Annotated in this window: 15 protein-coding genes and 1 pseudogene; 9 read left to right on the top strand and 7 right to left on the bottom strand. The window is 65.5% G+C overall.

The window, feature by feature from the left end; all coding sequences use genetic code 11:
- Positions 1-62: 62 nt before the first annotated feature.
- Positions 63-1,703: a phosphoglucomutase (alpha-D-glucose-1,6-bisphosphate-dependent) gene (gene pgm / locus AADZ78_RS07555; protein ID WP_085249264.1), complete on the bottom strand. Its 1,641-nt coding sequence runs from the start codon at positions 1,701-1,703 to the stop codon at positions 63-65.
- Between the two features lie 80 nt (positions 1,704-1,783).
- Here pgm and crcB (AADZ78_RS07550) point away from each other — a divergent pair, with 80 nt between their 5' ends.
- From crcB (AADZ78_RS07550) to AADZ78_RS07540, 3 genes are read left to right on the top strand one after another with little or no spacing between them, the layout of a single operon-like run.
- Positions 1,784-2,182: a fluoride efflux transporter CrcB gene (crcB, locus tag AADZ78_RS07550; RefSeq protein ID WP_085249263.1), complete on the top strand. Its 399-nt coding sequence runs from the start codon at positions 1,784-1,786 to the stop codon at positions 2,180-2,182.
- Positions 2,179-2,547 (top strand): fluoride efflux transporter CrcB, encoded by a 369-nt coding sequence (crcB, locus tag AADZ78_RS07545; protein ID WP_085249262.1) that lies wholly within the window; start codon positions 2,179-2,181, stop codon positions 2,545-2,547. Before crcB (AADZ78_RS07550) ends, crcB (AADZ78_RS07545) begins: the two co-directional genes overlap by 4 nt.
- On the top strand, positions 2,544-3,653 hold the full coding sequence (locus tag AADZ78_RS07540; RefSeq protein ID WP_085249261.1) for a DUF190 domain-containing protein: 1,110 nt from the start codon (positions 2,544-2,546) through the stop codon (positions 3,651-3,653). The genes crcB (AADZ78_RS07545) and AADZ78_RS07540 overlap by 4 nt, the downstream gene beginning before the upstream one ends.
- Positions 3,654-3,700: 47 nt before the next feature.
- On the opposite strand, the pseudogene AADZ78_RS07535 reads toward AADZ78_RS07540, so the two are convergent.
- The 4 genes and pseudogenes from AADZ78_RS07535 to AADZ78_RS07520 all read right to left on the bottom strand — a co-directional run.
- Positions 3,701-3,953: pseudogene (locus AADZ78_RS07535) on the bottom strand (LLM class F420-dependent oxidoreductase); the annotation flags it as partial.
- A 3-nt stretch (positions 3,954-3,956) separates the two neighbouring features.
- Complete coding sequence (locus AADZ78_RS07530) at positions 3,957-4,304, bottom strand: DUF488 domain-containing protein (RefSeq protein WP_239655223.1); 348 nt, start codon at positions 4,302-4,304, stop codon at positions 3,957-3,959.
- A complete protein-coding gene (locus AADZ78_RS07525) occupies positions 4,301-4,636 on the bottom strand; it encodes a DUF732 domain-containing protein (RefSeq protein WP_169726239.1) in 336 nt (111 codons plus the stop codon). The genes AADZ78_RS07530 and AADZ78_RS07525 overlap by 4 nt, the downstream gene beginning before the upstream one ends.
- Positions 4,637-4,706: 70 nt before the next feature.
- The gene (locus AADZ78_RS07520) at positions 4,707-5,624 is read right to left on the bottom strand and encodes an HpcH/HpaI aldolase/citrate lyase family protein (protein WP_085249274.1); all 918 of its coding nucleotides are present in this window, start codon (positions 5,622-5,624) and stop codon (positions 4,707-4,709) included.
- 84 nt (positions 5,625-5,708) lie between these two features.
- On the opposite strand from AADZ78_RS07520, the gene AADZ78_RS07515 reads away from it, so the two are divergent.
- From AADZ78_RS07515 to AADZ78_RS07505, 3 genes are all read left to right on the top strand, one after another.
- Positions 5,709-6,458, top strand: a complete 750-nt coding sequence (locus AADZ78_RS07515) for a hypothetical protein (protein WP_341343633.1) — start codon at positions 5,709-5,711, stop codon at positions 6,456-6,458.
- Positions 6,459-6,525: 67 nt separating this feature from the next.
- On the top strand, positions 6,526-6,993 hold the full coding sequence (locus AADZ78_RS07510; protein ID WP_085249259.1) for an SRPBCC family protein: 468 nt from the start codon (positions 6,526-6,528) through the stop codon (positions 6,991-6,993).
- Positions 6,986-8,794 carry a sulfatase-like hydrolase/transferase gene (locus AADZ78_RS07505; protein ID WP_085249258.1) on the top strand — a complete coding sequence of 603 codons (1,809 nt, stop codon included), beginning with the start codon at positions 6,986-6,988 and terminating at the stop codon, positions 8,792-8,794. The genes AADZ78_RS07510 and AADZ78_RS07505 overlap by 8 nt, the downstream gene beginning before the upstream one ends.
- Positions 8,795-8,805: 11 nt before the next feature.
- Here AADZ78_RS07505 and AADZ78_RS07500 read toward each other — a convergent pair whose 3' ends face one another.
- Complete coding sequence (locus tag AADZ78_RS07500; protein ID WP_085249257.1) at positions 8,806-10,353, bottom strand: adenylate/guanylate cyclase domain-containing protein; 1,548 nt, start codon at positions 10,351-10,353, stop codon at positions 8,806-8,808.
- Positions 10,354-10,465: 112 nt separating this feature from the next.
- On the opposite strand from AADZ78_RS07500, the gene AADZ78_RS07495 reads away from it, so the two are divergent.
- Positions 10,466-10,900: a DUF1772 domain-containing protein gene (locus AADZ78_RS07495; protein WP_085249256.1), complete on the top strand. Its 435-nt coding sequence runs from the start codon at positions 10,466-10,468 to the stop codon at positions 10,898-10,900.
- Positions 10,901-11,003: 103 nt separating this feature from the next.
- Here the strand turns inward: AADZ78_RS07495 and AADZ78_RS07490 are convergent, their stop codons facing one another.
- Positions 11,004-11,411: a DUF4267 domain-containing protein gene (locus AADZ78_RS07490; RefSeq protein WP_085249255.1), complete on the bottom strand. Its 408-nt coding sequence runs from the start codon at positions 11,409-11,411 to the stop codon at positions 11,004-11,006.
- A 47-nt stretch (positions 11,412-11,458) separates the two neighbouring features.
- Between AADZ78_RS07490 and AADZ78_RS07485 the strand changes: the two genes are divergently transcribed.
- Positions 11,459-12,343 (top strand): SPFH domain-containing protein, encoded by an 885-nt coding sequence (locus tag AADZ78_RS07485; protein WP_085249254.1) that lies wholly within the window; start codon positions 11,459-11,461, stop codon positions 12,341-12,343.
- A 5-nt stretch (positions 12,344-12,348) separates the two neighbouring features.
- A complete protein-coding gene (locus AADZ78_RS07480) occupies positions 12,349-14,049 on the top strand; it encodes a patatin-like phospholipase family protein (RefSeq protein ID WP_085249273.1) in 1,701 nt (566 codons plus the stop codon).
- The last annotated feature ends 7 nt before the right edge of the window (positions 14,050-14,056 follow it).

Below are 14,056 nucleotides of genomic sequence, written 5' to 3'. Positions count from 1 at the left end.
AGTTGTGCCCATCGAAGCTACACCACTGTCAACACGGGTTCAAAGTCCCAGGTCAGACGGCTCTACCCGACGACGCGATTGACCACCTCGCGGGCCGTTTTCTGCACCTCGGCCAGATGCTCCGGCCCACGGAAGGACTCGGCGTAGATCTTGTAGACGTCCTCGGTGCCCGACGGCCGGGCGGCAAACCACGCATTTGCCGTCGTCACCTTGAGCCCGCCCAGCGGAGCGCCGTTGCCTGGCGCCGAGGTCAGCTTCGCGGTAATGGGCTCCCCCGCCAATTCGGTTGCGCTGACCTGATCGGCCGAGAGCCTAGACAGCCGCGCCTTCTGCTCACGGTCGGCGGGCGCGTCGACCCGCGCATACGTCGGCGCGCCATACGCGGAAGCCAGCTCGGCGTAGCGCTGCGACGGCGTCTTGCCCGTGACTGCCAAAATCTCCGAGGCCAACAACGCCAGGATGATGCCGTCTTTGTCGGTAGTCCACACCGACCCGTCCCGCCGCAGAAACGACGCCCCCGCCGACTCCTCACCGCCGAAACCAATGCTGCCGCCGATCAGACCGTCGACGAACCATTTGAACCCGACCGGTACCTCCATGAGGCGACGCCCGATGCCGGCGACCACCCGATCGATGATCGACGAGCTCACCGCGGTCTTGCCGACGGCGACGCCGGCCGGCCACGACGGCCGGTGGGTATAGAGATAGTCGATCGCCACGGCCAGGTAGTGGTTCGGGTTCAGCAGGCCCGCATCGGGGGTGACGATGCCGTGGCGGTCGGCGTCGGCATCGTTGCCGGTGGCGATTTGGTAGCGATTCCGGTTGCCGAACATCGTTCGGATCAGCCCAGCCATCGCGTCCGGCGAGCTGCAGTCCATCCGGATCTTGCCGTCGGTGTCCAGCGTCATGAACCGCCACGTCGCATCGACCAGCGGATTGACCACGGTCAGATCCAGACGATACCGGTCGGCGATCGCTGCCCAGTAGTCCACGCTGGCCCCACCCAGCGGGTCGGCGCCGATCCGTACCCCCGCCGAACGGATCGCGTCAACGTCGACCACGTTGGGCAGGTCATCAACATAGTTGCCCAGATAATCGTGACGCTGGGCGGACCGCGACGCGCGCGCGAAAGGCACCCGCCGCACCCCCGACCCAGCACGAAGAATCTCGTTGGCGCGCTTGGCGATTGCGTTGGTGGCGTCACTACCCGCCGGGCCGCCGCTGGGCGGGTTGTACTTGAAGCCGCCGTCGGCCGGCGGGTTGTGCGACGGGGTCACGACGATTCCGTCAGCGAGCCCTTCGGTGCGGCCGCGGTTGTAGGTCAGGATGGCGTGGCTGATCGCCGGCGTCGGCGTGTAGCGGTCGCGAGAGTCGACGACGGCCACCACCTGATTAGCGGCCAGCACCTCCAGCGCAGACACCCACGCCGGTTCCGAAAGACCATGCGGGTCGCGACCGATGAACAACGGGCCGGTGGTGCCCTGGCTCGCGCGGTACTCGACGATGGCCTGGGTGATGGCCAGGATGTGGACCTCATTGAACGCCCCTGCCAGGGCCGAGCCGCGGTGACCCGAGGTGCCGAACGACACCTGCTGCGCGACGTCGTCGGGATCGGGCGCAACGGTGTAATACGCAGTCACTAGGTGGGGCAGATCGACAAGATCCGCGGGTTGTGCCGGCTGTCCGGCTCGCGGGTTGACCATGGCTACTCATTCTGCCCAAATCCCGCGTCCCGGCTTAGGCTGCGTAAGCGCACACTAGGCACACCGAAGGGAAACATCCAGTGGCAAGCCACGATTACCGGGAGTTGGCCGCGATCTTCGTCGGCGGAGCCTTGGGCGCGCTCGCCCGAGCGGTGCTGGGCACCCTCGCCGTCCCCGACCCGGCACGGTGGCCCTGGCCAACGTTTACCGTCAACATCGTCGGCGCCTTCCTGGTGGGTTACTTCACGACGCGGCTGCTGGAACGGCTGCCGTTGTCGAGTTACCGACGGCCGTTGCTGGGCACCGGATTGTGCGGCGGGCTCACCACTTTTTCGACGATGCAGGTAGAGACGATCCGGATGATCGAGCGCGGCCACTGGATCTTGGCCATCGGCTATACGCTCGTGAGTATCGTGCTCGGCTTGCTGGCCGTGCACCTCGCCACGATCTCGGTGCGCCGGGTGCGGGTGCACGGATGACCTCGATTGCACTCTGGCTAGGAGTAATGCTCATCGGCGGTGCCGGGTCGGTGGCGCGTTTTGTCGTGGATCGCGCGGTAGCCCGTCGGATGGCCCGGACGTTTCCGTACGGCACGCTGACCGTGAACATCACTGGCGCGGCGCTGCTCGGATTCCTCGCGGGGCTGGCGTTGCCCAAGGACGTGGCTCTGCTGGCCGACACCGCGCTTGTCGGCTCCTACACCACGTTTTCCACCTGGATGTTGGAAACCCAGCGGCTCAGCGAGGATCGCCAGCTGCGCGCAGCGTTCACCAACATCGGTGCAAGCGTCGTGCTCGGCCTGGCCGCCGCGGCATTGGGACAATGGTTCGCGGGGCTGCCATGAGCGAGCAATCGTTGAAGTTGACCGCGTACTTCGGCGAACGGCAACGCGTCGTCGGGGAACCACGGCGGTTCTTAGCCGATGCCATGTTGGATCTATTCGGCGCCCGTCGTGTCGCCACCAGCGTGATGATGCGCGGGACAACCGGCTTCGGCCCTAAGCATGAGCTGCGCTGTGACCAAACGTTGAGTCTGTCCGAGGACCCGCCGGTAACCATCGCCGCCGTCGATGTTGAGTCAAAGATCCGCACGCTGGTCGACGATGTGACGGCGATGACCGGCCTCGGGTTGGTGACGCTGGAGCGCGCACGGCTGGTCACCCGGCACAGCGGCGCGGACGCCCTGAGCGATATCGACAGCCGAACGGGAGACGCCACCAAGCTCACCGTCTACGTCGGCCGACAGGTGCAGGTCGCCGGTGCGGCGGCTTACTACGCCGTGTGCGAACTTCTTCATCGACATGGATTCGCTGGTGCCACAGTGCTTCTCGGCGTCGACGGCACTGCATACGGACACCGCTACCGGGCCCGCTTCTTCGGCCGCAACGTCAATGTTCCGCTGATGATCATCGCCATCGGGTCGGCCCCGCAGGTTACGGCCGCCGCGGCGGAAGTCACCAGGCTACTTCCCAATTCATTGCTGAGCATCGAACGGGTTCGGTTGTGCAAGCGCGACGGCGAGCTGTTCGCCCACCCCCAACAGCTGCCACCGACCGACGACCAAGGACGCACCCTATGGCAGAAGCTGATGGTGCACACCGCCGAAGCAACCCGGCACGAGGGCCAGTCGATCCACCGCGCCCTGGTCCACCGCCTGATGCAGTCTGAGACGGCGCGCGGCGCAACAGCCCTGCGCGGCATCTGGGGTTTTTACGGCGACCATAAACCGCACGGGGACAGGCTATTTCAGATTGTTCGCCGGGTACCGGTGACCACCATCATCGTCGACACCCCCGACGCCATCGCGCGCAGTTTCGACATCGTCGACGAGCTGACAACTCGCCACGGCCTGGTCACCAGCGAAATGGTCCCGGCCGCGGTGTCACTCACCGGGTCCCCCAATGGGCCCCAGCCCACCGATGAAACGCCGCTGGCACAGTACGATTACTGAATCCATTGCTCGGCCAACGCCGAAATCCACCTCAAGCGCGTCGAACTCACCTGGTTGTGCTCGGGCAGCAGCAGCACACCGGTGGCGACGGCGATCCGAGATGATGCGGCGGCGCAAGCCCTGCGCGATCGTCGGATCAAGCCAATCCGCTTGTGCTGGAACAGCAATGACGCCGTCGTCGGAGTAGTGGTAACGCGAGGCCGGTCGGTCTACCATCACGACGTGTTCGCCGGCCCATAGGGTATAGCCGCTCCGCTGGGCGCCGGACCCGATTCCCAGCGCATGCAATCCCAGCCGCATCGGTCAGCGGCTCTTGAGGAGCTTTGCCAGGACGGCCGCGTGACTGCCGTCGAGATCGCGCACTGCGGTCACTAACGTGACAACACCACCCTTGGCCAGCTTGCGTAGCTCGTCCAACGCCGCGCTGTCGACCAGTTCCGCCTGGTAGCGCGCCGCGAATTCGTCGAAGAGCTCAGGTTGATGGCGATACCACTGGCGCAGTTCGTTAGACGGCGCAACGTCTTTGCACCAGATGCCTACCCGTGGGTCGTCCTTGCGGATGCCTCGCGGCCAGATGCGGTCGATGAGCATCCGCTGGCCGTCGTCGGGATCGATGTCGTCGTAGATGCGCGCTATCCGAATCCGACTCACGAGAAAGCCAGATTGATGTGGTCATGGCAGTAGCTCTGGATGGCGGAATACACCGTCGACTTGGCTTCCTGCTGGGTGAAGTTTCCGGGTTCGCCGACGAGCCTGCTGACCGTAGTCTGGTACGTCGTGGGGGTGGGAGTCTGATCGAGCATCGCGCACGTGGTGTGCGCTTGGGCGATTATCCACTCCGTCGTGACATTACCCTGATAGTTCACGCCTGACTCCGAGAGCCACTTCGTGTAGTGGGAGCCCTCCATGCTCAACGGATCGGCTTGTGCCACTGTGCAGCTCAGCAGAGCCAACCCGCTCAAGGATGCCGCTACCGTTGCCATCCGCCTCATCATCCGCCTCTTCGATGACCCCATTGTCAACGCGTTGGAGAAGACGTTACGCCGGTAATCCTCAGTAGTGATAGGTGTCCGTCGGAGCGGGCATGTGCACCGGTTCGTCCTCGAAGTCGGATACTTCGATGCCGTAGGAGCGGGCCAGATCGAGGATTTTGGTAGCCCGCGCGATACGCGGCAGATCGGACCCATTGCGGATCTCACCGCCGTCGCGCTCGAACTCCGCGAAAAACTCTTTCGCCCAACCAATTTCATCCTGCGATGGAGATAGCCCCTCGTTCACCACGGCGCACTGATCCGGTGATAGACAGATCTTGCCAGTCATTCCGAACTCAACAGAGACCGCCGTGGCCTCGATGAGCTTCAGCGGATTGGAACCGATGGTGGGCCCGTCGATCGCGCTCGGCAGGCCGGCCGCCTTGGCCGCGATGGTAAAGCGTGACCGCGCATAGGCCAAGGTGCTGGGGTCCTCCCCGAAACCGGTGTCTCGCCGGAAGTCGCCGATGCCGAAAGCGAGCCGGAAAGTGCCCTTGGCCGCGGCGATCTCGGTGATCCGCTCCAGTCCCCGTGCCGTTTCGACCAACGCCACGATCGGGACGTTGGGTAACCTCTTCGAAGTCTCGGTGATGTGGTCGACCGATTCGACCATCGCCAGCATCACCCCGCCGACCGAGCTGCCGGCAAGCGTGGCTAAGTCATCGGCCCACCAGGGCGTGCCAAATCCGTTGATGCGAACCCAGTCGTTGTTGCCGTTAGTAAGCCAGCGCACGACGTTGTCGCGCGCGCCGCCCTTGTCCTTAGGCGCGACCGCATCCTCGATGTCGAAGACAACAATGTCGGCACGAGAGTGCGCCGCTGCCTGGAACCGGTCGGCGTGCGCGCCATTGACCAATAACCAACTACGCGCCAGGACCGGATCGATGCGTGAGCCTACGTCGGCGGGATCCACCAGGTGGCTGTTGACCTGTTCATACATTGACTGATCTATCGTCTCTTCGATTTGTCGGTGTTCCATCAACCGTAACGACCTTCACCACCGGATTTCTCCGATGCCCCGAAATTGGACCGTGTAACCACCGCGAAGGACCATAAGACTATGTCGAACGAGATGATCGTGGTAGGGCTAACGGTCGCCCCCGAGGACGAAGCGGAGTTTACCGAGTTCTATCACCACCGCCACATTCCGAAGCTGCTGGCCTGCTTCCCGGAGATTGTCTCGGCGCGACGCTACGTGGAGCACAATGTCGACGGCACGCTGCGCTACTACGCCAAGCAACAGCTGACGTTCTACGAGCTGGCACACGGCGTTGATGGAACACGATGCCTGGCCGACCTGAAGACGCGGGGAGGGCGCGACGCCGAACGCCTCGAATGGGCGTCGTGGGCGCAGGGCCGCTTGCGCGGCCTCGAACCCGCGCGGCTGTACCGCCAGCGCTACGAGCATCTGCGCAAGCCGCCGGGCGGCGTCTTCCGCGGACCCTTTTTCATGGTTAGCGTCGAGACTCGACCGGAGCGCAAGGATCGCTTTGACCGCTGGTACGAGGAAACCTACCTGCCCCGTAATGTCGCCGACGTTCCGCTCTGGTCCGGGTGTCGCCGATACGAGAGCGTCGGACGTTCGCCCGAAAAGCAACTCACCGTGTATGAGGCCACCGACACCGCGAAACTCGCCGAAGCGCTCGAGCAGATGCGTGCGCCGTATCGACTGGCCGAGAATGCGTCGTGGAGTGACTGGGATTCGGGCGCCGATCCGGCGATCGTCAACGAGGATGCGACCAGTTTCCGGCCGGTGTTCCGATACCCGGACTAACACCTACCAGGGCTGGAATCGGGCTGGAATCGGGCTGGAATCGCGCCGTTCGCGGCCTGTCACCGCCATGGTGTTTGATGGCGGGGTGGCAGACATCAGCCGCAGCCGGACGATAACGGCGCCCCCGCAGGCAATCTGGGACGTACTGGCCGACCTCGATGCACTGAGTTCGTGGGCCGACAACATCGACCACTCGTGCGTGCTCAACCACGGCCCCGGCGGTGCCACGTTGGGGACCACGCGGCGCATCCAGGTGGGCCGCAACGCGCTGGTGGATCGCATCACCGAGTTCGATCCACCGGTGGCACTGGGCTACGACATCGAGGGTCTACCTCACCGATTGCGCAAGGTCGCCAACCGCTGGGCGCTGCGTCCGGCGGGGAACCTTACGGTGGTGACGTTGACCAGCACGGTCGAGGTCGGGTCCGGTCCCCCCGCTCGCCTGGCCGAACAGGTGGCGCTTCGCGTGCTGGCCAAACAGTCCGACACGTTACTCGCCGGGCTGGCACACCGAATGGAGAACACACATGTCTAAGCGCCCCGACATCGTCATCGTGATGACCGACGAGGAGCGTGCGGTGCCCCCATACGAGCCGGCCGACGTACTCGCCTGGCGCCAACGAACTCTGGCAGGCCGCCGCTGGTTCGACGAACACGGGGTGAGTTTCACACGGCATTACACCGGTTCGCTGGCCTGTGTGCCCAGCCGCCCAACGATTTTCACCGGTCAGTACCCGGACCTGCACGGGGTCACCCAGACCGACGGCATCGGTAAGCGATTCGACGACTCCCGGCTGCGCTGGCTGCGCGCCGGCGAGGTACCGACATTGGGCAACTGGTTCCGCGCGGCCGGCTATGACACCCATTACGACGGGAAGTGGCACATCTCGCACGCCGACCTGCACGACCCAACGACCGGCGGATCGCTCGCCACCAACGACGACGACGGCGTCATCGACCCGATCGCGGTGCGGCGCTATCTCGACGCCGACCCACTTGGCCCCTACGGCTTCTCGGGATGGGTGGGCCCCGAACCCCATGGGGCATTAATGGCGAACAGCGGTTGTCGCCGCGACCCGCTGATCGCCGATCGTGTTGTCGCGTGGCTGAAGGACCGCTACGCACGGCGACGCGCCGGTGACGCCGCGGCGATGCGCCCGTTCTTGCTGGTAGCCAGCTTCGTCAACCCGCACGACATCGTGCTGTTCCCGGCGTGGGTGCGCCGCAGCCCGGTACCGCCTGCCCAGCTGGATCCGCCACGCGTGCCGCCGGCGCCCACCGCCAGCGAAGACCTGTCCACAAAACCGGCCGCGCAGATCGCGTTCCGCGAGGCCTACTACACCGGGTACGGAGTGGCACCCGCGGTCAGGCGCACCTACGAGCGCAACGCGCAGCGCTACCGCGACCTCTACTACCGCCTGCACGCCGAGGTCGATGCGCCGATCGACCGGGTACGCCGCGCGGTCACCGAAGGCGGATCCGAGAATGCCGTATTGGTGCGCACTTCCGATCACGGCGAGCTTCTCGGCGCGCACGGTGGACTGCACCAGAAGTGGTTCAACCTGTACGACGAGGCCACCAGGGTTCCGTTCGTGATCGTGCGCATCGGCGAGAACGCGACGCGGGCGCGCACCGTCTCCGCGCCGACGTCACACGTCGACCTGGTGCCGACGCTGCTCGGCGCGGCCGGCGTGGACGTGGACGCGACGGCCGACGCGCTCGCGGAATCGTTCTCCGAGGTGCATCCGCTGCCCGGCCGGGACCTGATGCCCGTGGTGGACGGCGCGGCGGCACACGAGGGCCGGGCCGTCTACCTGATGACGCGCGACAACGTGCTCGAAGGCGACACGGGCGCGTCGGCGTTCGCACGGCAACTGGGTCAGACCGTGAATCCGCCTGCGCCGCTACGCATCAAGGTGCCCGCGCATGTGGCCGCCAACTTCGAGGGCCTGGTGGTACGCGTGGACGACACGGATGCGATCGGCGGCGCGGGGCATCTATGGAAGCTGGTCCGCTCTTTCGACGACCCGGCTACCTGGACCGAGCCCGGAGTGCGTCACCTGGCTACCAACGGCGTTGGCGGCGAGGCGTATCGCACCGATCCGCTCGACGATCAATGGGAACTTTACGATCTGACCGCCGACCCCATCGAGGCGAACAACCGGTGGACCGACCCCGAGCTGCACGAGCTGCGCCAGCACCTGAGGATGCAGCTCAAACAGCAACGGGCATCGTCAGTGCCGGAGCGCAACCGGCCGTGGCCGTATGCCCACCGGCAACCGCCCACCGGCGGGTCGGGTGTGCTGCGGCGCGTGTTGGGGCGATTCCTGCGCTGATCCTCCCAGCGTCATCGCGATTGCCGCCCCGTGGCCGGAGCGAGACGCGCGAACCCGCGCAAGATCCAGGGGGTGCGCTTGGCCATTACCGCCACCGCGCGATCCGAGCGGCGCATCGCGGTTCGAGGGCCGGGGGTGGGCGTGGACGCCAGCCTTGCCTCGGGCGATTGCGCGTCGTGCCGATCGACGGCCAGCAGCTGCCAGGTGCCGGGCACGCCCCGCAGTTCGACGGTGCCGCGGTCCGCGAAGCCGGTGCCCGATCCGACGACGAGGTCACGGACGGTGCGGGACACCACGATTTCACCCGCACCGGCCTGGCCGAGTATGCGCGCCGCGATGTGCACGGCGATCCCCCCGATGTCGTCGCCCAGCAGCTCGCACTCGCCGGTGTGAACGCCAGCGCGGATCTGGATGCCCAGCGTCTCGGCCTCAGCGCACAGGGCTCCGGCGCAACGGATGGCCTGTGTCGGGCCGTCGAACGTCATGAGGTGGCCGTCGCCGGTGCTCTTGACTACAGTGCCGCCGGATCGTTCGGCCAGTTCCGTGGTCATCTCACCAAGGCGCTGCAGCACCGCGCGCCACCGCTCGTCGCCGGTCGCCGCAGCACGTTCGGTGGACGCGACGATGTCGGTGAACAGCACGGTGCGCAGCGCGCGGTGTGACTGCGCGGGCGCGGAGTGGCTGCCGGTAAGCAGTTCTTCGATCTCGGCCACGATCCTGTCGGGCTCGGTAAACCAGGGCGCATGATCGGTACCGTCGATCTCGAGCATTCGCGCACCACGAATGTGGGCGGCGAGATACCGGCCCGACTGCACCGGAACGCCGGGGTCATGGGCGGCATGGACGACAAGGGTTGGCGCGGTGATCGTCGGCAGGATCGGTCTGACATCGATCCGAAACGCCGCTTCAAGAGTCGCGCGCGCCATCCCGGGGCTCGCACTCATCCGCTCCAGCATGCCGAGCTGGCGCACCGATTGAACCGATGGCAGCATGCACTTGAGCGCCGCACCACTGCCCCAGGCAAAACGGATGGCACGGCCGAATTCCTGTGCGTAAGCGATCTGCTCGGTCGATGGCGCGTATTCCTCACCCAGTTCAGGGACGACACGCGCCCGCAGCTCGGCCGGGTCGCTGTCGAGGTCGTCCCATCCGTGAAAGCCGGGCACGTACGACGACGTACCGGTGAGGATCAAGGCCCGGGTTCGTTCCGGTCGCGTTGCTGCGAACACGATGGAGGCCGGTCCGCCCTCGCTGACGCCGAGGAGGGCGGCCTTTTCAAAGCCGACGGCATCCATGACTGCCTCGATCTCGGCCGCCCGATCATCCAGCGTGCGAACTTGCGGGACCGGATCCGACAATCCGACGCCGGCCTTGTCGAACAGCACGACCCGACAGAACGTGGACAGCTTCTCCATGAAGGCCCTGAATTCGGGCATGGTCCAAAACAACTCGACGTGGCTGACGAACGACCCGGCGAAGACGAGCTCGACCGGTCCCTCGCCAAACACCTGGTAGGCAAGACTCAGATCGCCGCAGGGTGCATATGACGTGTCCGGCACAGGCTGAGCGTACCGATCCCGGAGTGCGATGGTTCCAACGTGACAGCATGGTCAGGCGCGCAACGCCTTCGCGACTTGCTCCTTGCCAGCATCGCGAGGGAGGGTCGATGACATGCAAGCCATCGGAGAAACTCTTGCAGTATTGATCGCCGGTCCCATGGTCGGCGTCGAGATCGCCGTCGCCGCTTTCACCAACCCGATTTTCGACCGGCTGGACGACGACGCCTTCAGCCGGGCTCGCAGCGACGGCAGCCGCGTGCTGGGCCGAGTGATGCCGTTCTGGTATATGGCGACGCTTGTCGTGCTGATCGCCGCGGCGGTTGTCATGTCAGGCAATTGGCTGATCACGACGTCGGCGGTCCTGATGGCCCTGGTCGTGTTGCTGACAGTGACGATGATGGTGCCGATCAACAATCGGATCGGCCGGTGGTCGGATGGCGATGAAGCTCCGCGTGACCTCGCGCGCCGGTGGGATCGATTGCACTGGCTGCGCGTGGCGGTTCTTATTGCGATGTTCGTGCTGCTGGCGTTCGCGGTGGCCCGCTAACCACGGGGTGCGCAGCTGCGGCGTCGAACCAAGCACACGGCCGTCGTGCACCAGATCCACAGCAGCCCAATGATTTTCGATCGATACGTAGCGCGCTATGCCGCTACTGATCGCTCGTGTCGAGCGCCCGCCGACCATGCACGCCGCGTCGGCGCGCTGCACCCCAAAGCCCAACGCCAATGCCGATCACGGCGCCGCCGACACCGATGATTCGCTGCGTGGGCTTCAGCTCGCGATGAACGCTCAGCCCGCCAAGCAAGTCGGCCGCGTCGGCGCCGCCGGAGGCAAGAAACCAACCGCGGGTGCTTTTGCCGCGCAGCGCTGCCGTCGCGAGCAGGCCACCGATCAATGCGTCGCGGTATCCCATTGACCGCAACAGCAGTCGCGCGGTCGCCGTCTGGTCGTCCGGATCGCCCCAAAGCTTGTTTGCACGAATGGGGTCGACGAGAAACGAGATGCCCGAGGCTAGCCGGATGCTGCCCGCAATCACTGCGGCACGATCGATCGACATGGCCTGCAGCCTAGGCTGCCTCTACCACCTGCAGAAGGAGTCTAAGGATGACGTGGCAGATTGTGCTGTTGATCGGTTGCTTGATCGTCGCCGGCGTTGCGGGCTTGTTCTGGCTGCTCAAACGGACGGGACAAAGCTCCCGCGCCAAAGCAGTCACGATAGGCGCACTGGCAGCGGCGGTGCTGTTTTTCTTGTGGGGCTGCTTCACAATCGTCGGGACCCGGCAGATCGCGATCGTCACCACCTTCGGCCGCCCGACGGGGGTAAGCCTGAACAACGGCTTCCACGCCAAGTGGCCCTGGCAGATGACTCACCAGATGGACGGCGCGATTCAGATCGACAAGTACGTCAAAGTCGGTAACCACGACGAGCGCATCATGGTGCGGCTGGGCAATCAATCCACCGCCCTGGCCGACGTCAGCATCCGCTGGCAGCTCAAGCAGCACGCCGCCCCAGAACTGTTCCAACAGTACAAGACCTTCGACAACGTGCGCGTCAACCTGATTGAACGGAATCTGTCGGTCGCGCTCAACGAGGTGTTCGCCGCGTTCAATCCCCTGGACCCGCAGAATCTCGACGTCTCCCCGCTGCCTTCGCTGGCCAAGCGCGCGGCCGACATCATGCGCCAGGACGTCGGCGGCCAGGTCGACATCTTCGACGTCAACGTGCCCACCATCCAGTACGACCAGGGCACCGAGGACAAGATCAATCAGCTCAACCAGCAGCGTGCCCAGACCTCGATCGCGGTGGAGGCCCAAAGGACCGCCGAGGCGCAGGCGAAGGCAAACGAAATCCTGTCCCGCTCGATCAGCAACGACCCCAATGTTGTTGTGCAGAACTGTATTACGGCTGCCATCAACAAAGGGATCAGCCCGTTGGGGTGCTGGCCGGGTAGCTCAGCTCTGCCCACCATTCCCGTGCCGGGACGCTGATGCTCATGCAGTTCCCGTTGGTCAACGCGGTGCGCAGCCGCTTGGGTCGTCGCGGCAACGCGCTCGACCTGGTCCATGAAATCGAGGCGATCGACGACGAGACCCGTGACACCGATGCGTCCCTCGATACGGTCGACCTCCCTTCGACCGAGCCGAATCTGCTGCTGCAAAAGATGGAGAACCGGCTCGTCCGGCAGCACCTTGCCAACCCCGACGTGCTGAGCGGTGAGGACGTGCGCCAGCTGCGCTACATCCTCAACTTCGCCAGACTCACCGATTTCGAGCCGGGGGCCGCGGGTCCGGGCGGAACCCGCGGGCGCGGGGACATCTCGGTGGGCGCCGAGGTCGCGCCGTGGCGGTCCAGGGTGACCGACGCCCTGTACGGACCGCTGCGCGAGGAGCCAGATCCGGTCACCGCCTTGAAGGCGGCCCGCGACGTGCTGGGCGGACTCGCGGCCGACCAGGACGATCAGCGGCGAGTCCTCATCGAGCGCCACGGCAACGACTTCTCCCCCGACGAACTGGATGCCGAGGTGGGCTACAAGAAGCTCGTCACGATTCTCGGCGGCGGTGGCGGTGCGGGTTTCGTCTACATCGGCGGCATACAGCGGCTGCTGGAGGTCGGCCAGTTGCCCGACTACATGATCGGCGCGTCGTTCGGGTCGATCATCGGCAGCCTGGTGGCCCGCGAGCTGCCGGTGCCGATCGAGGAGTACGTGCAGTGGGCGAAGACGGTGTCCTATCGGGCCATCCTCGGACCCGAGCGGCTGCGCCGCCGTCATGGCCTGGCCGGCCTCTTCGCGCTGCGCTTCGACCAGTTCGCGCTCGCCATGCTCAGCCGTGCCGACGGCGAACGGATGCGCATGTCGGACCTGGCGATACCGTTCGACGTCGTCGTCGCCGGCGTGCGCCGGCAGCCCTATGCGGCATTGCCGTCGCGGTTCCGCCGCCCTGAACTGGCGGCGCTGCAGTTGCGATCGCTGCCGTTCCGGCCGATCGGCATCGGCCCGGTGGTGGGGGCCCGCATGTGGCAAGTGGCGGCGTTCATCGACTTGCGGGTGGTGAAGCCGATCATCGTTACCGGTGACGACCCGGACTTCGACTTCGACGTGGTCGACGCGGCATCGTTCTCATCGGCCATCCCGGGCGTGCTGCACCACGAAACCGGCGACCCGCGCATGGTCGGAATCCTCGACGACCTGTGTGCAGACCACGAGATCGCGGCGATCGTCGACGGCGGCGCAGCCAGTAACGTCCCGATCGAACTGGCGTGGAAGCGAGTACGTGACGGCAAGCTCGGCAGTCGCAACGCGTGTTATCTGGCCTTCGACTGCTTCCATCCGCAATGGGACTCCCGGCACATGTGGCTGGCCCCGATCACCCAGGCGATCCAGTTGCAGATGGTGCGCAACCTGCCCTACGTCGATCACCTGGTTCGCTTCGAACCAACATTGTCCGCCATCAACCTGGCGCCGTCGGTCGCCGCGATCGATCGAGCGTGCGAGTGGGGGCGCAACAGCGTTGACACCGCGATTCCGGTGACGACGGCCTTGTTACAGCCGACCTGGTGGGAAGGCAGTTGCCCCCCAGCCGGCGAACCCAGGGCCCACGCCAAGTCCGTGGCCTCGTCGATGAGTTCGGTGATGGGCGCAATTCAAATGCCGACGGGCCGGATCCGACGGTGGCGCAACCGCCGCCTGACCTAGACCTGCG

It is taken from the genome of Mycobacterium riyadhense, assembly GCF_963853645.1.
Lineage (GTDB): Bacteria > Actinomycetota > Actinomycetes > Mycobacteriales > Mycobacteriaceae > Mycobacterium > Mycobacterium riyadhense.
This window is presented reverse-complemented; position numbering and strand designations above follow the sequence as displayed.